A 21,722-nucleotide genomic window follows, 5' to 3' on the forward strand; every position below is an offset into this window, starting at 1 on the left:
GAAGCACGGCCGGGACGGTGACAGGATGAGAGGAAACAGTCCAATGACTCGAAGAGATCTCCTTGCCGTCATGGCGAGTCTGCCGGCACAAACGCTGCCAGCCTCAGCCCTGGCCTTGCAAGCGGACCCTGCGGCCAACAAGCTGCACAAGCCCAAAGAGCTGGAGGGGATGTTCGAGCAGTATCTCCAGAAGAAGGCGGATGAGGTCACGGACAGTTCCTTGCGGGGCGTAGCTTCCCTGGCGGACTGGCAAGCGGCGCGGCCCGGCCTGCGGAAGCAGGTGCTGTCGATGCTCGGGCTGGACCCGATGCCGGAACGCACTCCGCTTCGTGCGCGGACGACGGGCGTGGTGGACCGCGAGGGCTACCGGGTGGAGAAGGTCGTCTTCGAGAGCATGCCCCACCTGTATGTGACGGCGAATCTCTACCTGCCAACGACCACCGAACGCACTCCGGTGGTCCTCTACCTGTGTGGGCACAACCCGTCACCGGCCGGCGCGAAGCATGGATACCAGCATCACGGGATCTGGCTGGCCCGGCATGGCTTCACGGCGCTGCTGGTGGACACGATCGAGTTCGCTGAGGTGCCTGGGATCCATCACGGTCTCTACAACCTGGAGATGTGGCACTGGTTGTCGCTCGGCTACACGCCGGCGGGTCCTGAGGTTTGGAACGGCATCCGCGCCATCGACTATCTGGCTACCCGGCCCGAGGTGGATATGACGAGGCTCGGAGTGACCGGGATCTCAGGTGGAGGAATCATCTCGTGGTATCTGCCCGCCGTGGACGAACGGGTCCAGGCGGTCGCGTCGGTGTGTGGAACGTGGACAGCCAAGACGCAATTGTCCCTCAATGCGGTCCGCGAGAATTGCGACTGCGTCTACCTGCCGAACCGGTTCCGCCTGGATCTTCCGGCCATCGGTGCGTTGATTGCGCCGCGCCCTTTCAAGATGCTGGGGGCGATGCGCGATGAGATGTTCCCGACTGCCGGATACCAGGACGCGTACCGGAGGGTGGGCGAGGTGTATGGATGGTACGGAGCCCGCGATCGTGTGGCGATTTACGAGCACAACGCTCCGCATCAGGACATTCCCGCATTTCGCAAGGAGGCCAACGAATGGCTGAACCTGTGGCTGCGCAAGGACCGGATGGCGTTTGACGAAGGCACGATCCAGAGGGAGACGCCGCAGGAACTGACGGTGCTCCCCAACTACCCAAAGGATGCTGTGAACGATCACCTGGACCGGGTGTTCATTCCTCGCAGAGCCGGGGTGGCCCATACGTCGCTGTCCGGGTGGGAGCGGCGCAAGTCCGTACTGGCCGAGACCCTGCGCAATGAGGCATTTGCCGCATTTCCAAAGACTGTCCCGCCGACGGAGGCGGTGAAGTCCGCAGTGCAGGAATGGACGTCACGGTACGCCGACGCATCCCGGATTGAATTCACGAGCGAGCCGGGACTGCGCCTCGCCGGACACCTCTACCTGCCTCGCAGGAAGAATGTCACGAGTGCCCTGATCTGGCTCGAAGGCGATGACGATCTGATCGATGCCATCAATCACGATCGCATCCTGCCGGCGCTGGGCCGTTGCAGCACGCTGGTGCTGCAGCCGCGCGGGGTCGGGTACGGGCTGGATCGCCAGCACCTCACGACGATCAAGCGGAGCGCTGCGATTCTGGGCGCGACGCTCGAGTCCATGCAGGTTTGGGACGTGCTGCGAGCGGTCGACTATCTGAAGGCGGTGGAGCCGTCGCAGGCGCAGTCGATCACCTTGTTCGCGCGGCAGGGCATGGGTGTGCAGGCGATCTACGCCGCCGCCCTGGATCCGCGCATCACTCGTGTCGTGCTGGAGGATCCGCCGGCCACACACTGGCATGGTCCGGCCATGATGAACGTGCTGCGGACTACCGACCTGGCCGAGGTGGCGGCGATGATCGCGCCGCGGCAACTGGTCTTCCTGACGCGACCGGCAGCAGAGTTCGAACAGACGCGAGCGATATACCGGCTCCACGGGAAGGAAGCGGCATTCCGGATCGCGGGTGGGCTCAGCGAGGCGCTGGAACTGCAATGAGGCGCATGATCCTTGCCGGCTGGGGTTTGCTGGCGGCCATGCCCGTTTTCGCCGCGGCGGGCAGGGTGGTGGTCCTCGACGATTTCGAAACGGCGGCGTCGGCCGGGCGCTGGGAGGGTCCGGTGGCGCTATCGCGCAGCCGGGCGGCGCATGGACAGGGGTCGGCCCAGGTTTCCTTCACGTCCGGGCATGCGCGGCTCAGTTCCCGCGTGCTAGGCCGGGACTGGTCAGGATTTGACCGCCTCGCCTTCGACCTCTACAGTGACTCGGAGGTGCCCAAGGCGATCTCCCTCAGCCTCTATGACGAAGTGGGCGGCGACGCGGGCAAGGCCGCGAAGTACGACTACTTTGACGCCAATCGCAAGCTGCTGCTGGTGCGAGGCTGGAATCACTTCCGGGTCGAACTACGCGGGCTGCGGGCTTCGAATACGGAGCGTGACATGGATCTGCGGCGGGTGGTCCGATTGGCCATTTCCGCAGGCCAGGACGTGATGCCGCTGACGGTGTATCTGGACAACGTGCGGCTTTTGGCAGGGGTGGAACTCCCGGCCACGGAATCGAGGACCCAGCCGGCTGACGCGTTGACTACGATTTCGGGCCGCTGGTTCTCGGTCCGGCAGGTGGCTGAACCAGGCGATGTACCGGAGTCGGCACAAGTAGCGGAGTGGAGGCGGAAGGGTGAACTCGAAGCGGAGGGGCTCCGCAACGCGATCCGGGCCGCGCAGATGCAGGGCCTGGATACGATCTACAGCGAACGGCGGCTGGTGGTGGCGGACCTGGGCCTGCATGTTCGTCCGCTACTCGCCTGGTTCAACAACGACGGCCAGAAGCTGCGGATGTTCCAGTATGTGGCCGCAGTGTGCAGGCAGGAACGACAAGCGCTGGCGCGCCAGCTCAACTCCACTACGAGACTGGAAGAGGTGGACGATACGCAGCCGCTGCCGCCGCCGGTGCCGAACCTGCCGCTGCTGCGAGGCGCGCCGTCGCTGGGCTGGTTCTTTCGCGATGCCGCGGGCAACCCCATGATGGTGATCTCGCTCCACTCCTCGAGCGTCCCCTTGCAGCGATTCTTCGCTTCGCCGCTGCAGCATATCGAGAGCTATTCGGTGGGCGGCGGTTCCCGTTGGACGATTGAAGATTCACCTGTGTATGAGGCGTTTCAGAAGCATGCCGAGGCGCACCGGGTAGGCTGGGATGGCTGGTGCGGGCACCTGGTGAAGGACCTGGATTCGATGGGAGGCGGGAAGCGCGAAAACGTCGTGATCTGCCTGGAGAGCCGCTACATCCGCGAGGCGCTGGAGGAGTACATCCGCATCAACATTCCGAAGCTGCGATCCAATCCCAACCTGTTGTACAACATCCTCGCCTACGAATTGACCTACATCTGCTATTGCGAGGAGAGCCGCCGGATGTTCGCGCGCTGGTTGCGTGAGAAGCACGGCAACGTCGAGCGCGCCAACGAGATTTGGGGCACCAGGTATCGCTCCTTTGAGGACGTGGTCCCGCCGCCCACCGCGAACAGCCGGCCACTGGCAGACACGAACCGGGCGCTCTGGTACGATTGGGCGCGCTTCAACCAGGACCGCTTCACTGCGCACCTGCTATGGGTACGGGATACCGTCCGCAAGTTTGATCCGTCCACTCCGCTGGCGGCGGGCGGCAGTTCCAGCATGCTGTCCGGCAGGGCGGGGGTCGCGGGCATCGACGAAGAGCGAATCGTCAATGAAGTGGACGACGTGATCATTCACGAAGGCGGCGGGTCGACGATGGGGCTGGACCTTCAGGTTGCCCTTTCGGAACGCGCGAAGCCAATTGCGGATCCGGAGATGAGCCTGGAATCGATCTCTAATCTGTGGCCGCACCTGCTGCACGGCAAGTCCGTAGTGCAACTGTTCCACTGGCCCGTGCAGCCGCCGAGCGAGTTCGTGAGCACCATTCGGAGTTCGCTGGCGCATAGCTGGGAGTACAGCCTGGAGAAGATCGACGAACTGCTGAAGGCGACCCTCGACGCCCGACGGCTGCGCCGGGAGATCGCCGCCTTCGTCGAGCGTCCGGCGCAGGTTGCCATTCTGTACTCGCAGACGTCGACGCTGCAGATTCCGCCTGCGATGTTCAGCTGGGAGCACACTCCCTATCTGTTCGAACTGGAGCGCGCTTATACCGCGAGCCGCTTCCTGGACGTCAAGACCACGTTTGTCACCGAGAGGCAGATCGCCCAGGGCCGGCTGGCCGGGTTCCCGGTGCTGCTGATTCCCTCGGCGCATTCCCTGCCCCCGGCGATTGTGGAGAGGATTCGCGAGTACGTCTCAGCCGGCGGGACGGTTTTCGCCTCTCCGGGTTCGCTGGCGGTGGACGAGTACAACCGTCCTCATGACTACCTGGCCGGCTTCGGGATCCGGCGAACGAGCGATGTTGCGGCACAGGCGGTGGCTTCGGGCGAGGTGGTGCAGCGCTACGACCAGACTTTCAGTGAGAGCGTGACGTTTGCAGTGGGTCCCCGAGTGAACACGACCCCTGCCGCGGGCAGCGCGCTGAGTTCGCTGCGTACGCTTGCCGTGGAGGGCAACCGCGAGCGCGTTGAATTGTCCGGCGAGGCAGCGCCCGCGTTTCGCTATCCCGATGGCGGGGTCGCGATGGTCCGGGTGCCCCACGGCAAAGGGGTGTTCTACTATGCCGCGGGACGCCTGGAGGAGCACGACTTTGCGCGGCTGCTGGACCGTCTGTTTGCGGACGGAGCGGTGAAACGTGAGATTCGGACGATGGTGGAGACGTCCGGGCAATGGAAAGTGGAGTCCCGCACGGCGACTCTGCGGGGGCGGCGGCTGCAGGCCGTGACCAATTACGGCGCGGTTCCAGTAACCTTCCACCTGGTGGACTCAGTTGGTCGAATCCAGCCCCTGAATGAACTGCGGCGTGAACAAGAATACCCTGATGGCCGGATATCCCTCGCCGCCGGCGAGACTGTGATCTGTGAACTTCAATAATCCGGCGCCTTTTCGTCCGGCTGCCTCCGATGACTGACGCTGGAAGGGCGGCGGGACCGCGATCAGGCTTCCTTCATCAGTACGGAGCGTTGCCGCCCTTTTTCGCCGCCATCTTCAAAGCTGTTGAAGAACCGGCTCAGCACCAGGGCGACAGCTCCGGCGAGTGGCGCGTCAGCGCGATGACGGGAGGGCAGGATGCGGATCTCGCTGAGATAGTAGGCCGGGACGCGGCTGCGGAGCACGCCCCACACCGTCTCCTCCATCAGATCCCACGCGTCGGCAAGGTAGTCGCCCACCACGATCAACTGCGGATTCAGGGCCATCACCAGGTTGACGAAGCCCAAGCCCACGTTGTGGGCTGTTTCGCGGAGCACCTCCGTGGCCACGGCGTCTCCGGCACGCACCTTCTCGATGATGGCTTCGGGCTCGAGTTCCTGATCCGGCGCAAGCTGGGCGCGCTCGCTGTAGAGGCGGGAAAGCGCGAAATCGGAAGCGTATTGCTCCCAGCAGCCGGTGTTGCCGCAGGAACACTTGCGTCCGCCTGGAAAGATGGGGATGTGCCCGAATTCAGAGGCGCCAAAGGTGGCGCCCTGGAGGATCTCGCCATTAATGATGACGCCGGTGCCGAGACCGCCGCGAGCGACGACGGAGACGAAGTCGCGGAGCGGCTTGCGCTGACCATCGGCGGACCACATCTCAGCGAGGGCGGACAGCTTCGCGGCGTTCTCGAAGTAGACGGGGATGTCGAGGTCGCGGCGCAGGGTCTCGCCTACCTCGACGCCGAACCATTGAACATTCTCGGCCGCGATGACCCGGCCGGTGGAGCGGTCAATGAAGCCGGGCAGCGCGACACCGATACCCAGTACCTGATCGGGCTCATACTGGCCGGCCAGTCCGAGAATTGCCTTGCGGACCTTATCGAGGAAGACACCGTGGTTGGCGTGCCAGGGCACGGTTTTGCGGGACACGATGGCGTCACTCAGGTCGGCAACCACGATGCGGCCGCCGGTCAGCCCGAGTTCCACACCGATGCCCACGCGAGCGTTGGCCCGCAGCCGGATGGCGGTGGGAAGACGCCCTACCTGCGACCAGTTTTCCGTCTTGAACTCGCAGATGATGTCATCCGCCTTGAGCCGCTTGACGATGAACGTGACCGAACTCGGTGAGAGCCCCGTGATGCGAACGATGTCGGCGCGGGACAACGAGGGGTTCTGCCGAATTGTGTTCAGCACCAGCCGCTCGTTCGCCTCGCGCAATGCGGACTTTTTGAGCGCACCGCTCGTAGTAAAGGTTACGGGCATCCGGTTTTCATCCTATCTCAACTCCCGGCATGTTCTGCTCAATCGCTGAAACTCGGGATGGGCACGTTGTTGCGGAAGCCGCGCGTCCGCAGGCCCATGTAGACGAGGCCCACCGTGACCCACACGCAGCCAATCACCGTCGCCGTCCTGGAGAGGTTGACGAAGATCAGCAGGCAGACGGCAAAGCCAACCGCGGGCAGCAGCAGGTTGCCGAAGAAGCTCCAGCCGGTGCGTTGGCGGTCACGAAAATAGAAGCGGCTGATCACGCTCAGATTCACGCACATGAAGCCGAGCAAGGCTCCGAAGTTGATGGCTTCGGCCGCCAGTTGGAACGACAGCAGGAAGCCGCAAACCAGTGTCACGGCGCCCATGAACAGCACGCCGTAGGTGGGAGTCGAGTACTTGGGGTGGATGTAGGCGAAGAGGCTGGGCAACAGGCGGTCGCGGCCCATGCCGTAGAGAAGCCGGGAGGCGCTGGCCTGCCCGGTGACGGCACTGGCGACTCCGGCGACCACCAGGGCAATGGAGACGAAGAGCATCAACTGATCGCCGCCGACACGCCGGGAGACGTCGAGGAAGGCGGTTTCGGTGTTGGGATAGCTGGTGAAGTCGGGCCACGCCAACTGACCGAGATAGGCCTGCAGAATGAAGAGGACTCCGCAGCAGAGACAGACGAGCACCGTCGCCCGGCCGATGTCGCGTTTGGGATCGCGGGCATCCTCGGCCAGTGTGCTGATGCCGTCGAACCCCAGGTAGCTATAGGCCGCGACGGAGGTGGCACTCATTACCTGCCCAAGCGAGAAGGTGGCGGGATCGTAGAAGGGACGGGTGGACAGCAGGACTCCGGCGCCGACTCCGGCGTGCAGGGCGTGAACGGCGGCGGCTACGAACCAGACTACGACGCCCAGCATGACGGCGGTCATGCCAAAATTTGCGCGATTGGCCACTTTCAGGCCAAACAGGTTCATGACTGTGATCGCCGAGGAGAACAGGATCAGCCAAACGGGCGGCGGCACGCTGGGGAAGAAGCGCTGGGCCGTGAGGCTCAGGTAGATCACGCTCATCAGCGGGATCAACACGTAGTCGAGCAGCATGACCCATCCGGCCAGAAAGCCCACCAGCGGATGAAGGGTTTGTTGGGCGTAGGTGTAAGCGGAGCCGGCAGTGGGGAAAACCGTCGCCATTTTGCCGTAGCTGTATGCCGTGAGGGACATGCAGACCATCGCCAGGGCATACGCCAGCGCCATGTGGCCCCGGGACATGCTGCTGACGATGCCGAACATGGGGAACGGCGCGGTGGGGCCCACGAAGGTCAGGCCGAACAGGACGAGCAGCCGCAGGTCCAGGATCCGTTTGAGATGCGCAGGCTCGGGGCCGGAGGCGGTCATCGGGAGGGCACCTCGACTCCGCACCAGCGCTGGACCATCTGCAGCAGGACCCGCGCCGCCTGCTCCAGCGATTCGACGTCGACGAATTCGTCGGCCTGGTGCGCATTCCCACCGGAGGGGCCCCACATCACCGCAGGCACCTGGAAGCAGCGCTGGAAGATGTACATGTCGCTTGGGGCATCGAGACCCTCCACGTGCGCTTCGTGCCCGAGGCTGCGGGCGGCCGATTGCAGTTCGGTCACCAGGGAGTGGCCGGAGTCGAGAGAGCATCCGGGCAGCCAGCGCATGGGGAAATGAAATGCCGGACGGGTGCGGAACAGATCCGGCCGGGCGTCGAGGGTCGCATCCCACCAGCGCTGAAAATCGGCGCGGGCTTCATCGCCCGTCTCGTCCGGCATGGTCTGGAAGTAGATCTCCATGCGGCACCGTTCGGCGATGGAGATGGGCTGGGTCCAGCCCCAGTTGCCGGTGGCAATGTTCGTGACCCAGGCGGCGAAGGGTTCCACGCAACCTGCGTAGTAAGGATGGATGGCGACGCGGCTCTCGCGCTCGCGGGCGAAAGCCGGAACCGCGGCGAGGATGTGCGCCAGTTGCTCTGTCACCCTGCCGGCAGGCTCGCCCGTGGAGAGGATGCCCCCACCGCCTCGCAGGTCCACGTGCACTACCTGGCCGCCGCGCTGGGCCGGGCAGATCTTGAGAAACGTTGGTTCGGTGATGATGGCTGCGTCGGCCGTATAGCCGCGCAATCTCGCGGCCAGAGTGCCGTTGACCCCACCGAACTCTTCGTCGACAACGGTCTCGAAGATGAGGTCGCCGTTCAGCGTCGCGCCCACGTCGTGGAGCACGCGCAGCACGGTGAGATTCATGGCGACCCCGGCCTTCATATCCCAGGCGCCGCGGCCATAGAGCCGCCCGTTCTCGATGACACCGCCGAAGGGAGGGTGGCTCCATTCGACGGGGGTGTCGGCGGGCACTGTGTCGATATGGCCGGAGAGAACCAGGGACCGGCCGCCCCGGCCACGCATCACGGCGTTGACATTGGGCCGGTTGGAATAGTCGCGATCGGGCCAGTATTCGGGATGCGACTGAAGTCCTTCCACGGAGCCGAGAAGGTAGACGTCCGGGGTGAGGCCGAGACTCTCCAGTTCACGAGCCACAAATTGCTGGCAGGCGCTCTCGTTGCCCCGGGGCGGTAGATTCTCAGAGGGAGTCCGCACCAGTTCCGCCAGCGTCTGGACCAGGTAAGTCCGCGCGCGCTCAAACGCGGCATCGAGCACGGCGCGCGCGTCCGGGGACCCATCTGTCGGCTTCAGGGCTTGTGACTTGAGATCAAGCATGCAATGGGCTCCATTATTTTCACATACTGAACAAAACTCAGCGGGCCCTGTGGCGCGACCGCGCAGAGCTCGAGTGCAGCCGCCGCAGCAGTTCCACGTGGGCCGCGGCGAAGTCTGAGGGATTCGTGTGGTAGGACTCGATACTGCCCGCCACCGAGACGGACAGTTGATCGGCTCTCGGCTTCTCGCCCTGTCCTGCGAGTAGCGACAGGAGTTCGCTATCCTCGAAGCCGTCGCGCAGGTTCTCGAACCGGATGGACGCCAGCGGCTCTCCGTTCTCGCCGGGATAGAGAAGCCAGCCGTCGCCCCAAGGCCACTTCGTGCGGCGCCACCGGGTTTTCGTTTCGCCGGACCGGAAGTTGGCCCACTCCCGATTGCCGGTGTTCTCGCCCCACTGATTCAGGCCCCAATACTCGAAGCCCGAGATCCCATAGCGGTAAGTCAGCCAGCCGATGGCCCGCGCGTCGACCGCGGGGTATTCGATGAAGAGGTTGGGGTGCTCGTGCGGCCACACGCATACGGCCCAGATCACCTGCTTGCCCGTCTTCCTGACCTCCTCCACTCCGGAGGAATCATACTGGCGAATGTAGACGTCCAAAATGTCGGCCGAAGACTGGAGCTGGCGGACGGCTTTGGGTTGGTTCAGGCACAGCCAGGTTTTCAGGTCGGGTGCGATGCTCTTCACCAGTTGGTGATTGTTCCGCACCGTATCCCACTGGTTCTCCGGCGGTTCATCCACGTTGTAAACGTAGGCGGCCTCCCAGGTGCCTCGCGCCTTGAGGTTCTCAGAGTAGGCCCGGATGAACCCGGCCAATTCAGCCTTCGCGGCCTCGGACTGCTGAGCCCAGGTAGTTTCCCGATCGAAGATGGCGATGGCGAACTGGCGCATCCCATACTCGCGGCCAAGGTCGCCGAGCGCATCGGTGTAGCGGAAGTCGTAGGCTCCATTGCGACCGAGGACAGGCCAGACGAGATGTCCGGGGGTGCGGCCCAGCAGCATATCGGAGGTTGGCCCGAGGGGGCCGGCGGTGATATCGGTGCGCACCTGGCCCTGATTCCAGCCCATCAGCATGTCAAACGTGGGACCAAGATGTTGCGAGAACGCCTCCCGCGCCCAGCGTTTGTAGAGCTCGAAAAACGCGGGACTTTCCATACCGCCGGCTGTCTGGTAGTGAGCAAACAGGTTGCCGGGCGGCATGAAAGCCGCATTCCGCAGTTGCTGCTTCCTGGGCAGCGTGACGTCATATACCCGCACCAGGTAGCGGAGTGTGGCCAGCCGCCGATTGCCTTGGCGGATGCGCAGTGATCCTTTATAGAGTCCGGGTGCGGCGCCGGGGGACGATTCGATGCGAATCCAAACGGGCTGGGTCTGCCCGGCGGCGATGTCGAAGGGCCGGATCGGCAGCAGAGGGTCCGGCCACCAGCCGATGTGCGTGGGGGGCTCCTGTTTCGCCCAGGGACGAGGATCGCCCTCGGCCGTGCGCACGTAGCCCACCAGGCTCAGCTTCGCGGCCAGGTGAGAGGTGCCGTCCAGCGAGTTCTCGACAGACAGAGCGTTGAGACTTTCACCGTCCGCATGAACGAGGAGCTGAAAGGATTCCTGCTCTCCGCGTGCCATCGAAACCGTCCAGGTGGACAGTGTCTGTGAGGGGGGCGGACCCTCCAGAAATACCTTGTCCATGGGCGACGCGAACGAGGCGCGAATCGCAGGGAGGGCCGGGCTGGCGGCGCCGACGAAGGCGGCCAGGCACGCTAGCTGCAGATGGATCCCATGCATCAATCGACATCATACTTCAAATAGTGCAGTAAATGCACTAATACAAATCAGGCGGGCAAGCCCACGTTGCGTATCCCAGGCCCCGCAAATGTCTCGGGCGTTCGTGCCAGAATGGCGGACAGAAGGAACAAGGCGAATGACTACCAGATCGCCCGTTCGGTTGAAGGACATCGCAAAAGATCTGAACCTTTCCGTGGTGACGGTTTCCAGGGCTCTCCAGAATCGGAGGGATATCAGCACTGAAACGAAAGAGCGCGTCATGCAAAGGGTTCGGGAGTTGAACTACGAGCCGAATCTTGCCGCCCGCACCCTGGCAACAGGCCGCACGTATTCGATCGGGTTGGTGGTTCCATCGTTTCTGCACGGCTTCTTTGCTGAAGTCGCAAAGGGCATCGTGGATGCGCTCCGGCCGAAGGGGTATGGATTGCTGATCGCCACTTCCAACGCGGATGCTGAACTCGAAAAGCGAGAAACCGAGCATCTTCTGGCCCGGCAGGTGGATGCGCTGATCCTGGCTTCCGTCCAGCACTCGCCGGAATTCTTTGAGGAGATTCAAGCACGAGGCTCAGCGTGCGTACTGGTCGACAGGAAATTGCCTGGCTTGCGGGCGAACCATGTGGGCACCGATGACGTCGAGATTGGGCAAATTGCGACGCAGCATCTGGCCGGGCAGGGTTGCCGGAGGATTGCACATATTCGCGGGCCGGAGATCAGCACCGCGGCCGGCCGGCTGGAAGGCTACCAGTCCACTCTCCGTAAGTTCGGCCTGCCGCTGGGCCCGGAACTGATCGCAACGGCCGCGGCGGAGGACAGCAGCGCGGAGGAGCGCGGACGGAGAGCGATGACCCAACTGCTGAGCCTGCGGCCCCGTCCTGACGGAGTTTTTGTCTTCAACGACGCATTTGCCGTGGGTGCGATGGGCGCGATCCTGGCAGCCGGACTGCGCATCCCGGCGGACATCGCGGTGGTTGGCTGCGGGAACGCACGCTGGACCCACCTGCTGCGGGTTCCGCTGACCACCGTAGATCAGGGCGCCATCAAGATTGGGGAGTTGGCGGCGAAGATGGCGATGAAACTAGTGGTCGAGGTAGCGTCTCCAAGTATCCGGGATACGTTCGTTCCCGTGAAACTGGTCGTCCGGGAATCAAGCCTCAGGACGCCGGCGGTGGCCAGCATCCACTGAGCATCCCGTGGGACATCAGGGTTCCTCGAAGGGGCGGCTCAGTTCAGTTGGCCTCTTCCAGGACTTCAATCCCATTTACGCAGGGCATGCCCTCCACCGGAACGAAGGTAAGGACAATCTTGCCCTGGGCGGTGGGGCGAACGCCCGTGAACGTCCGATCCAAAGGCCGGCCTTCCCCGCCCGCCTCCTTCATGATGTCGAAGTTCCTGAGCAGGGCGACTCCGTTGCAGTAGACGTCAAAGACACGGCTGCCCGGCCCGCCGACTCCGGTATTGCGCGGCCCGTAGTGGCCTTCGTTGAACTTCAAGCCGACGCGATAGCGGCCGGCCGCCACGGGTATGGAGTAGGAGAAGTGCCCCCACCGTTCGCTGGTGTAGAGGGCGACGTCGGGCTGGATGGAGTTGCCGGCCTGGGCCGGGTTCGTGTTGCGGACCAGGGCGTTTCCGCCCATGAAGTAGGAGTCGGCCTGCCACTGCTGTCCGGCGGAGTCCTGCCAGGAGGAGGTCCAGCCGGCCCGGATGCGGACGGGCCTTACCTTGCCGGGGGCGGCCGGCAGCAATTCGATGGCGCTGAGCATGGCCGTGCCCCGTTGCGGCGCGAAACTGAGGTGGAGCAAGCCGTCCGGCGCCGGCGCGACGTCTCGGAAGATGCGTTCGTCGGCGATATTGGCGCCCGCGGCGTCGGCCACCACGTCAAAGAAGTTGAGGATCCGGCTGCCGTTGGCGGACACCTGGAAGATGCGCTGCCCGTCCCCGCTGGACTCGGCGCTGATCAGGTCAGAGAGGCCGGTCTCGGCGAAATGAAGGTGAAGTTCATATTTGCCCGGGTCGAGGGGGATGTCGTACCGGAAGTCGCCCTGGCGCATGTGGCGGTAGATGTCGGGATCGAGCGTTCGAAGAACCTTTTCGGCGGGACGAACAAAGACCGTGCCACCAGAGAAGAAGCGGTCTGGCCCCCAGGTGCGGCCGCTGCGGTCGACGTACGCGCTATTGGAGCCGACAATGATCCTCACTGCGCCGCCGGCCGCGGCGACGGGGAAGGACGGGGACGAACTGGAGGCGGTCCGGTTATCGGGCGTGGAAGACTTGGCCGAGCGCCACTGCCAGAGGGCGACTCCTCCGGCAACCACCAGGAGGGCCAAGCCGCCGGCGATGGCCAGGCGGGGGAGAGGTTTCGGCGCGGCGGGGATCTCGGGCTCCGCCGACGGAGGTTCCCACCGGAACTCGGCCTTGTAGGAGCCCGGGGGTAGTTCGATCCTGACCGGATGGGCGGAGCCGTTTTCGGAATGGTACTGCTGGGCGAGTTTCTTGCGGATCTCGTTGGCGGTGACACGGACGACGGTGTGCTGGCTGGGGTCGAAGGCAGGCGGCAACTGGAAGAGGTCCACGCCGATGGAGCGTTCCTTCAGGGCGTCACCGGGGCCGGTGAGAGTCTGCTCGACCACATGCTTGAGGAAGTCCCGGCAGCGCTTGCTGGTTCGAAACGCAGGGCTCTCCAGCAGACGGCCGAGCTCCGTCCGGACGGCCTGCTGTTCCGACTCGCTGAATCCGATCCCTTCGCTTTCGCCCATGCTCTGGTCTGGGCGAATCATAACACAACCAGCCCACTGCGCTGTGAGGGTTGCTAACTGCCCTCCAGTAACCGTTAAACGGTTCACGGCCGCCCTCCGCCGGCATCCGCAACGTTCAGATTCCACAAGGATTGAACAGGAAATACAGTACCGAACCTAACCCTCGCCTAGATTTGCGTGATAGCATGCCTCCGGACTTCAAGTGGGGTGCCCTGCCTCTGGTCCAGCGCAGGGACAGCGACTCGGGAATGGCGTGGAAGCGGCATGTTACACGCTGGTTTTACGGTCGTGGACCGGTCGTTTGAGGGAGGTAGTTCACCATGCATGCACCGACGCGCGGGTTGTTGAGTTGCGCCGTGCTGATTGTCGCGGCGGGCCCGATGTTCGCCCAGGGAGGCGATGAGTGCCGGCCTTCCAGCCTGAATATTCCAGGCGCGCAGTACCCCTGCGTTTATGCGGACCATCGCGCCAGCTTCCGAGTCGTCGCTCCGGACGCGCAGAAGGTTCAGATCAAAGTGGGCAAGACCTACGACATGGTCAAGGGGGAGGACGGGGCTTGGACCGTCACTAGCGCGCCGCTGGTGGAAGGGTTCCACTACTACTCGGTGGTGGTGGATGGATCGACCGTCGCAGACCCGGCGACGCGCACGTTCTTCGGCTCCGGTTGGGACAATAGCGCCATCGAGATCCCCGAAGGGCCAGAGGTGGACTACTATCTGCCCAAGGAAGTGCCGCACGGTCAGGTGAGCCAGCGGTGGTACTTCTCAAAGGTCACCGGGAAATGGCGGCGGTGCTTCGTGTACACGCCTGCGGATTATGATGCCGGGAAGTCTCGCTACCCGGTGCTCTACCTGATGCACGGCTGGGGCGAGAACGAGCAGGGCTGGCATGCCCAGGGACATGCCGATTTCATCCTGGATAACCTGATCGCGGCGAACAAAGCCAAGCCGATGATCATCGTCATGGACAATCTCAACGCTGTCAAGGCGGGCGAAGATGGGTCGATCTTTACCTCACGCGGCCTTCGTCCCCCGCCCAGACCCGCTGCGGCAGCAGCGGCCGGAGGACCTTCGAACCCTCCTCCGGCCGCGCGCAGCGGCTTGGCGGCGTTCACGGGTGCGACCTTCACGGAGATGATGTTGAACGACCTGATCCCGATGATCGAGAAGACGTATCGGGTGCGTCCCGGGCGGGAGAACCGGGCGATGGCCGGTCTCTCGATGGGCGGCATGCAGACGTTCCTGACGACCCTGTCGAATCTGGATAGGTTTGCCTACATTGGCGGGTTCAGCGGCAGCACGGGCGGACGGGGCGGCACGTTCGACCCGAAGACGTCCAACAATGGGGTGTTCGCGGATGCGGCGGCGTTCAATAAGAAGGTGAAAGTGCTGTTCCTGGGGATCGGGTCAGTGGAAGGGCCTGGAGCCAAGACGTTCAGCGAGAACCTGAAGAAGGCGGGCGTGAACAACGTCTACTTCGAGTCGCCGGGTACGGCGCACGAGTGGCTGACGTGGCGCCGTTGCCTGAACGATTTCGCACCCCGGTTGTTCCGTTGATCGGAAGCGGCCCCGGTCATCGCTGTCAATATGGTCAAACAAGCGATCCTTCTCACTTCCCTGGCCTGCGGGCTGATTCTGGCGCAGCCGGCCGATGACTCCAGCCCAGCTTCGTCGAACGTGATGAATGCGCAGTATCCGCGCATCCATTCCGACCTTCGCGCCACGTTCCGGTTGAGCGCTCCGGATGCGCACAAGGTGCAGGTATCGATTGCGCATGGCCGGTATGACATGAGCCGGGGCGCGGATGGGCTGTGGTATGCGACGACCCCTCCGCTGGTGCCGGGGTTTCACTATTACTCGTTCAACGTGGACGGCGCGAGTGTCGCGGATCCTTCCAGCCATAGCTACTACGGCGGCAGCCGCGATTCCAGCGGGATCGAAGTCCCTGAGAAGGGTGTGGATTTCTACGAGGCCAAGAGCGTGCCGCACGGCGAAGTGCGCATCCGGTGGTACCTCTCGAAGGTCACGGGCCAGCACCGCCGATGCTTCGTGTACACGCCTCCCGGGTATGACACGAACACGCGCGGCCGCTATCCGGTGCTGTATTTGCAGCATGGTTCCGGTGAAGACGAAACGGGCTGGATCTTCCAGGGGCGCGCGAACCTGATTCTCGACAACCTGATCTCGGCGGGCAAGGCGAAACCGATGATCGTCGTCATGGAGAACGGGTATGCCAGCGTTGGCGGGCAGTCGAAGTTACCCGCGGCGGCGACGGATCTGGACAAGCCGGCGCCCAAAGTGGGCGGATATCCCGCGGACACGAGCGGGTTCAACGACGTGATGCTTCAGGATGTGATCCCGATGATCGATGGAGCCTACCGGACACTCGCGGATCGTGAGCACCGCGCGATGGCCGGGCTGTCGATGGGCGGCAACCAGACCTGCCAGCTGACGTTCCGCAACCTGGACAAGTTCGCCTGGATTGGGGCATTCAGCGGTACGGGCAATGGCCTGAGCACCGCTCCGATCGATGCGAAGACCTTCATTGGCGGAGTGTTCGCGGATGGGGCGGCGTTGAATGCGAAGTTAAGACTGCTGTGGATCGGGATGGGCACGGAAGAGCCCGATCCGTTTCCGGGCGCGATTGGTTCGTTCCGGAAGATGCTGGACCTGTCCGGGGTGAAGTACGTGTACTTCGTCTCTCCGGGCACGGCGCATGAGTGGCAGACCTGGCGCCGGGACTTGAACGATTTCGCCCCGAGGCTGTTCCGCTAAAGCGGTGGAGATAGGCATGAAGACTCTGTGTACCCTATTGATTCTGTTGAGTCCAGGCTTGTTGCCGGCGGCGCCGGCGCCCGTGAAGGTCGAGGGGGGCCTGGTGCAGGGGGTCGCCGACGGGAATCTGACCGTATATAAGGGTATTCCGTTCGCGGCACCGCCAGTGGGCGAACTGCGCTGGCGCGCTCCGCGTCCGGTGAGCGGATGGCAGGGGGTCCGCGACGCCACGCAATTTGCGCCCGGATGTATCCCGGGGATGGGTGGACCACCCGCCGGCGGCGTGAGCGAAGACTGCCTGTACCTGAACGTCTGGACGCCGGCCAAGTCGCCGAAGGACCGGGTTCCGGTCCTCGTCTGGATTTACGGCGGGGGCTTCAATGCCGGGGCCACCTCGGTGCCGGACTATAGCGGCGAGAAGCTGGCAAAACGGGGTGTAGTCCTGGTTAGCATCGCTTACCGGGTTGGCATTCTCGGCTTCTTTGCACATCCGGAGCTGAGCGCGGAGTCGCCGCAGCACGTCTCGGGCAACTACGGAATGTTGGACATGGTCGCCGGGTTGCAGTGGATCCAGAAGAACATCGCGGCCTTTGGCGGAGATCCGAAACGGGTCACGATCTTCGGGGAGTCGGCGGGTGGGATCGCAGTGAGCATGTTGAGCGCTTCTCCGCTGGCAAAGGGACTGTTTCACGGCGCGATCTCCCAAAGCGGCGGTTCCTTTGGCCCCTCCAGCCTGACGCCCGTGCCTGGCGAGAACATGCGGGTGCTGGCGGACGCGGAAGTGTCGGGCGCCGAGTTTGGAAAGTCGGCGAACGCGCCGTCGCTTCAGGCGCTGAGGGCGCTGAACACGACCCAACTGGCCGAAGCGGCGCGGCGGCAGCGAGGCATGGCCTGGCCGATTGTGGACGGCTGGGTGATTCCAGATGATCAGTACCGGCTCTACGAATCGGGCCAGTTCAACGACACGCCGATCCTGGTGGGTTACAACTCCGACGAAGGCGCGAGTTTCTCGCCGGCCCGCACTCCGGAAGATTACATCGCAGGGGTGAAGAAGCGCTATGGTCCGTTCGCGGACCGGCTGCTGCAGGCCTATCCGACAGAGGCAAGCTCGGTGCCGAAGACCGCCCGGGACCTGATGCGGGACTCCGCTTTCGGCTGGCAGACCTGGGCTTGGGCGAGGCTACACTCATCCCGCGGCAAAGGCAAGGCTTACTACTACTACTTCGACCAGCACCCCGAGTATCCGGCGGGTTCGCCGCAGGCAGGGCACGGTTCTCCACACGGCGCCGAGGTGGTTTATGTCTTCGAGCACCTGGAGAATGTGCGGCGGAAGGTGACCGACGAGGACCGGCAGATCTCGGATGCCATGGCGGCGTACTGGACGAACTTCGCCAAGCACCTGCGGCCGGACGGCGAGGGGCTCCCCTCGTGGCCCGCGTTCAGCGACAGGAATCCCGTGGTCATGTACTTCGCGGGCAAACCACATACGGGGCCGGTGCCCAGCGAGCAGTCGCTGCGGGTACTGGATGGCTACTTCGCGTGGAGAAGGAGTCCGGAGGGTGCGGTGACGAAACCGCCGGAGCGCAAAACCGCGCATTGAGAGTCCAACCTTACTTGAAAGTTGATTGAGTCAGGCAATTTTATGTTCCAGCAATTACGAGCAGCCCTAGGGGTCGCGCTGATCCTCTGCATTTCCCTGTCCGGCGCGGATTTCACCATGAAGGTGACCGAGAGCGGCTACCTGGATACCCAGGGCTTTAGCGTCATCCTTTATCAAAGTACGTTTCATCCGATCTTCCTCGACCAGAAGACCACCGCCATGGAGATGATTCTGCATGGCCAGCGGATTGCGACGAATGGGGATGTGCGGCTGCTAGCCACTCCTGAGCAGTGGGACCAGGTGGCGCAGTTGAAGGGGAAGCAGGCCGACAAGGAGAACAACCGGTTGACGGCTACCTTGTCCTATCCCGACTACCAACTGGATTACCGCGTGGAGGTGACCGCCGAGCCGGGCGGAGTGCGCGTGAGCGTGAATCTCGACAAGCCGCTGTCCGAGAAACTGGCGGGCCGGGCGGGGTTCAATCTCGAGTTCCTGCCCTCGGCGTATATCGGGAAGAGCTACGCCCTGGACGGCAAAACGTTCGGAGTGTTTCCGCGCAGTCCCGGGGATCCGATGGAGAAGGTGGCGACCTCGGCCGATGATCCAAAGCGGCTGCCCTATCAGCGGGAGTGGGACGAAGCAAGAGGGTATCTGCAGCCGCGGCCCATCGTCACCGGGCAGAGCATCACGATGGCCGTGGAGGATCCACTCTACAGGATTACCGTGCAGTCAGAGAACGGTCCATTGGGTCTGTACGATGGGCGCAATCGGGCCCAGAATGGCTGGTTTGTGCTGCGCTCGATGATTCCGGCAGGCAAGACCGAAGGCGCGGTGGTGTGGCACATCCGGCCGGACGTGATGCCGAACTGGACGCGCCCGCCGATGATCGCGCACAGCCAGGCCGGGTATCCTCCGAACTTTCCGAAGTCCGCCATCCTGGAACTGGATCCGAAGTTCAAGGGGCCGGGCACGGCCAAGGTGATGAGGCTGTCGGAAGACGGCACCTATAAGCAGGTGTTCGAAGGCCCGATCGCGGCGCGCGTTCCGTGGTTGCGCTACGAGTATGCAAAGTTCGACTTCTCGCCGGTGAAGGATCCCGGGCTGTATGTAATTGAGTACGGTGGCCAGCGAACCGAGTTGTTCCCTATCGGGAAAGACGTCTACAGCAAGTCCTGGCAGCCGAGCCTGGACACCTACCTGGCAGTGGCGATGGACCACGTTTCCGTGCGCGAAGGGTACCGGTTGTGGCACGGCGTCTCGCACCTGGACGATGCCCGGCAGGCGCCACCGAACCAGCAGCATTTCGACGGGTGGTCGATGGGTCCGAATCTCGACTCGCCGTATAAGCCCGGCGACCATATTCCGGGATTGAATGTCGGCGGATGGTATGACGCTGGGGACTTCGACATCCAGACCCGCAGCCAGTTCTCGGTGATCCAGGATCTGGCGCTGGCGCACCGGGAGTTTGGGCTGAAGTGGGATGAGCTGACTGTGGATTGGAAAGCACGTTCGGTGGAGTTGCACCGTCCGGATGGGGTTTCGGACACGGTGCAACAGGTGAAGCACGGCGTGCTGCAGGTGCTGGCTCAGATTAAGGCGGTGGGCCACACATTCCCAGTGATTGAAGAGCCGACCCTGCGTCAGTACACGCATCTCGGCGATGGCGCCTCGAAGACGGATGGACGGATCTATTCTGAGAAGCTCGGCCCGCATGAGGTGGACGGCAATTTCTCGGGCAATCCGGATGACCGGTGGGCATTCACCACGAAGTCGGCAGGAATGCAGTATGGCGCGGCGGCCTCCCTGGCGGCCGCGGCTCCGGTGCTGAGAGGGTTCGACGACGCCTTAGCCAAGGAGTGCCTGGATACCGCGGTGAAGATCTGGGAGGACGAGCATGCGAACCCGACGCCCAGCGTCAGCCGTCCCGGGTCCTTCACACCACCGGCCGCGATGCTGGCGGGCGAGGAGTGGAATGCGGCAGTGCAACTGCTGATTGCCACGAACGGGGGAGAAGCTTACAGGAAGCGGGTAATGGAGATGTTCCCGACCGTGTCGCAACGGTTCGGGTTTGGCGCCTGGTCCGCGGTGCACATCCTCCCGTTCATGGATGGCGAGTTTAAGAAGCAGTTCGAGGCAGCCACGAAGACCTACGTGGAGCAGTTGGACAAGGAACTGGCGGCGACGCCGTTCGGAGTGCCGCCGAGCCGGGGCACGTGGGGCGGTTCGGCCGCGGTGATCGATCTTGGCGTGCGGATGTACTTCCTGCACAAGGCGTTTCCGGAGATCGTGAGCAAGGACTATACGTTACGCGCCGCGAACTACATCCTGGGCACGCATCCGGTGTCGAGCACCTCCTATGTGTCGGCGGTCGGCACGAGTTCGAAGCTGAAGGCGTACGGCAACAACCGGGCCGACGGCTCGTTCATTCCCGGCGGCGTGATCCCGGGCTATATCGTCATCCGGCCGGATTTCCCGGAGTGTATCGACGACTTCGGCTTCCTGTGGTTTGAAAACGAGTACATTGTCGGCGTGGCCAGCAGGTGGATCCTGGCGGCCAATGCGGCGGACGCACTGGTCCGGTAGGCGCGATCAACGGTCCAATCAACAACCAAACTTATGAGGTTCAGCATGCAGAAGATTCTTTCCCGTGTTGCAATGATCGCGCTGGGGCTGGCGGTTTTGGCTCCGGCGCAGGTCAAAACAGAAGTGCCACCGGTGGAGCCCACCGCCAAACCGGTGACCGTCGAGCCGATCAAGATTCACGGCACGGCGTTGGAGGGCAATCTGGAGGCGAACGCGGTCGACCGCGATGTACTGGTCTTCCTGCCGCCCAGCTATGCAAAGGAGAAGAAACGGCGCTACCCGGTGGTGTATGCGCTGCACGGCTACAGCATCGGGGCCGAGCAGTGGTCGAAGGAGATTCACGTTCCGCAGACGATCGAGGGCGCGTTTGTTAAGGGGGCCCAGGAGATGATCGTGGTGCTGCCCGATTCGAAGACGGTCCACAACGGGTCGATGTACTCGAGTTCAGTGACTACGGGCGACTTTGAGCAGTTCATCGCGAAGGACGTGGTCGCCTACATCGACGCGCACTACCGGACGATTCCAAAGAGGACGAGCCGCGGCCTGGTGGGGCATTCGATGGGCGGATACGGCGCGAGCCGAATCGGCATGAAGCATTCCGACGTATTCGGCAGCCTGTATATCATGAGCCCGTGCTGCATGTCGCCGCGCGGCGGCGGACCGGCGAATCCGGCGATGGAGAAGGCCCTGGCGGCGGTGAAGTCACCGGCGGACTCGGCGACGCTGCCGTTCGGCTTGAGAGCGCAGCTCGCTACCGCCGCCGCATGGTCACCGAATCCGAAGAATCCTCCGCTGTACCTGGACCTGCCGACGAAAGACGGCGTGGCCCAGCCGGACGTGATGGCCCGTTGGACGGCGAATGCTCCGCTGGCGTTTGTGCACCAGTACATCGGGAACCTGAAGATGTACCGGGGGATTTCGATGGACGTGGGCGACCAGGATGGCCTGAAGAACGACGCGACCAAGCTGCACGAGGTGATGGATACGTACGGGATTGCGAACAGCTTCGAGATCTACTCCGGCACCCACACGAGCGCGGTGGCGGTACGGTTCCAGAATTACGTCATGCCGTTCTTCAGCAAGAACCTGTGCAGCGGAACGAGTTGCCAGTGACGCGGCGGGCCTATTGACAGGAAGTGCAGTTGAATTGGAGTTTT

At 63.4% G+C, this 21,722-nt stretch carries 13 protein-coding genes; 8 read left to right on the plus strand and 5 right to left on the minus strand.

Translation table 11 applies throughout. The features are described from left to right. Positions 1–43: 43 nt before the first annotated feature. Both IRI77_RS09645 and IRI77_RS09650 read left to right on the plus strand, forming a co-directional pair. On the plus strand, positions 44–2,068 hold the full coding sequence (locus IRI77_RS09645) for an alpha/beta hydrolase family protein (RefSeq protein WP_194451861.1): 2,025 nt from the start codon (positions 44–46) through the stop codon (positions 2,066–2,068). Then, positions 2,065–5,052, plus strand: coding sequence for a beta-galactosidase (locus IRI77_RS09650; protein WP_194451862.1), 2,988 nt, complete (start codon positions 2,065–2,067; stop codon positions 5,050–5,052). Before IRI77_RS09645 ends, IRI77_RS09650 begins: the two co-directional genes overlap by 4 nt. A gap of 62 nt (positions 5,053–5,114) precedes the next feature. Here the strand turns inward: IRI77_RS09650 and IRI77_RS09655 are convergent, their stop codons facing one another. Genes IRI77_RS09655 through IRI77_RS09670 form a run of 4 tightly spaced genes read right to left on the minus strand, consistent with a single transcriptional unit; the run spans position 5,115 to position 10,855 of the window. Beyond that, entirely contained in the window at positions 5,115–6,353 is a 1,239-nt protein-coding gene (locus tag IRI77_RS09655) for an ROK family transcriptional regulator (RefSeq protein ID WP_194451863.1), read from the minus strand. Positions 6,354–6,391: 38 nt separating this feature from the next. Continuing rightward, complete coding sequence (locus IRI77_RS09660; RefSeq protein WP_194451864.1) at positions 6,392–7,741, minus strand: APC family permease; 1,350 nt, start codon at positions 7,739–7,741, stop codon at positions 6,392–6,394. After that, the gene (locus IRI77_RS09665) at positions 7,738–9,078 is read right to left on the minus strand and encodes a M20/M25/M40 family metallo-hydrolase (protein WP_194451865.1); all 1,341 of its coding nucleotides are present in this window, start codon (positions 9,076–9,078) and stop codon (positions 7,738–7,740) included. Before IRI77_RS09665 ends, IRI77_RS09660 begins: the two co-directional genes overlap by 4 nt. A 37-nt stretch (positions 9,079–9,115) precedes the next feature. Further along, positions 9,116–10,855 (minus strand): DUF4091 domain-containing protein, encoded by a 1,740-nt coding sequence (locus IRI77_RS09670; RefSeq protein ID WP_194451866.1) that lies wholly within the window; start codon positions 10,853–10,855, stop codon positions 9,116–9,118. 136 nt (positions 10,856–10,991) lie between these two features. Here IRI77_RS09670 and IRI77_RS09675 point away from each other — a divergent pair, with 136 nt between their 5' ends. Continuing rightward, positions 10,992–12,038 carry a LacI family DNA-binding transcriptional regulator gene (locus IRI77_RS09675; protein WP_194451867.1) on the plus strand — a complete coding sequence of 349 codons (1,047 nt, stop codon included), beginning with the start codon at positions 10,992–10,994 and terminating at the stop codon, positions 12,036–12,038. A 43-nt stretch (positions 12,039–12,081) separates the two neighbouring features. Here IRI77_RS09675 and IRI77_RS09680 read toward each other — a convergent pair whose 3' ends face one another. Further along, positions 12,082–13,629 carry a malectin domain-containing carbohydrate-binding protein gene (locus IRI77_RS09680; RefSeq protein ID WP_194451868.1) on the minus strand — a complete coding sequence of 516 codons (1,548 nt, stop codon included), beginning with the start codon at positions 13,627–13,629 and terminating at the stop codon, positions 12,082–12,084. 299 nt (positions 13,630–13,928) lie between these two features. Between IRI77_RS09680 and IRI77_RS09685 the strand changes: the two genes are divergently transcribed. Genes IRI77_RS09685 through IRI77_RS09705 form a run of 5 tightly spaced genes read left to right on the plus strand, consistent with a single transcriptional unit; the run spans position 13,929 to position 21,678 of the window. Next, complete coding sequence (locus IRI77_RS09685) at positions 13,929–15,164, plus strand: alpha/beta hydrolase-fold protein (protein WP_194451869.1); 1,236 nt, start codon at positions 13,929–13,931, stop codon at positions 15,162–15,164. Positions 15,165–15,194: 30 nt separating this feature from the next. Then, positions 15,195–16,382 carry an alpha/beta hydrolase gene (locus tag IRI77_RS09690; RefSeq protein ID WP_194451870.1) on the plus strand — a complete coding sequence of 396 codons (1,188 nt, stop codon included), beginning with the start codon at positions 15,195–15,197 and terminating at the stop codon, positions 16,380–16,382. Between the two features lie 16 nt (positions 16,383–16,398). After that, entirely contained in the window at positions 16,399–17,982 is a 1,584-nt protein-coding gene (locus tag IRI77_RS09695) for a carboxylesterase/lipase family protein (RefSeq protein ID WP_194451871.1), read from the plus strand. A 42-nt stretch (positions 17,983–18,024) separates the two neighbouring features. After that, a complete protein-coding gene (locus tag IRI77_RS09700; RefSeq protein WP_228486663.1) occupies positions 18,025–20,565 on the plus strand; it encodes a glycoside hydrolase family 9 protein in 2,541 nt (846 codons plus the stop codon). 45 nt (positions 20,566–20,610) lie between these two features. Continuing rightward, positions 20,611–21,678 carry an alpha/beta hydrolase gene (locus IRI77_RS09705; protein WP_194451872.1) on the plus strand — a complete coding sequence of 356 codons (1,068 nt, stop codon included), beginning with the start codon at positions 20,611–20,613 and terminating at the stop codon, positions 21,676–21,678. The last annotated feature ends 44 nt before the right edge of the window (positions 21,679–21,722 follow it).

Origin of the sequence: Paludibaculum fermentans, from assembly GCF_015277775.1 — a bacterium.
Lineage (GTDB): Bacteria > Acidobacteriota > Terriglobia > Bryobacterales > Bryobacteraceae > Paludibaculum > Paludibaculum fermentans.

What these genes read in the sequence shown, in the direction of transcription:
- IRI77_RS09645 (WP_194451861.1), top strand. Translation starts at nt 44, where the DNA reads ATGACTCGAAGAGATCTCCTTGCCGTCATGGCGAGTCTGCCGGCACAA.
- IRI77_RS09650 (WP_194451862.1), top strand. Translation starts at nt 2,065, where the DNA reads ATGAGGCGCATGATCCTTGCCGGCTGGGGTTTGCTGGCGGCCATGCCC.
- IRI77_RS09655 (WP_194451863.1), bottom strand. Translation starts at nt 6,353, where the DNA reads ATGCCCGTAACCTTTACTACGAGCGGTGCGCTCAAAAAGTCCGCATTG.
- IRI77_RS09660 (WP_194451864.1), bottom strand. Translation starts at nt 7,741, where the DNA reads ATGACCGCCTCCGGCCCCGAGCCTGCGCATCTCAAACGGATCCTGGAC.
- IRI77_RS09665 (WP_194451865.1), bottom strand. Translation starts at nt 9,078, where the DNA reads ATGCTTGATCTCAAGTCACAAGCCCTGAAGCCGACAGATGGGTCCCCG.
- IRI77_RS09670 (WP_194451866.1), bottom strand. Translation starts at nt 10,855, where the DNA reads ATGCATGGGATCCATCTGCAGCTAGCGTGCCTGGCCGCCTTCGTCGGC.
- IRI77_RS09675 (WP_194451867.1), top strand. Translation starts at nt 10,992, where the DNA reads ATGACTACCAGATCGCCCGTTCGGTTGAAGGACATCGCAAAAGATCTG.
- IRI77_RS09680 (WP_194451868.1), bottom strand. Translation starts at nt 13,629, where the DNA reads ATGATTCGCCCAGACCAGAGCATGGGCGAAAGCGAAGGGATCGGATTC.
- IRI77_RS09685 (WP_194451869.1), top strand. Translation starts at nt 13,929, where the DNA reads ATGCATGCACCGACGCGCGGGTTGTTGAGTTGCGCCGTGCTGATTGTC.
- IRI77_RS09690 (WP_194451870.1), top strand. Translation starts at nt 15,195, where the DNA reads ATGGTCAAACAAGCGATCCTTCTCACTTCCCTGGCCTGCGGGCTGATT.
- IRI77_RS09695 (WP_194451871.1), top strand. Translation starts at nt 16,399, where the DNA reads ATGAAGACTCTGTGTACCCTATTGATTCTGTTGAGTCCAGGCTTGTTG.
- IRI77_RS09700 (WP_228486663.1), top strand. Translation starts at nt 18,025, where the DNA reads ATGTTCCAGCAATTACGAGCAGCCCTAGGGGTCGCGCTGATCCTCTGC.
- IRI77_RS09705 (WP_194451872.1), top strand. Translation starts at nt 20,611, where the DNA reads ATGCAGAAGATTCTTTCCCGTGTTGCAATGATCGCGCTGGGGCTGGCG.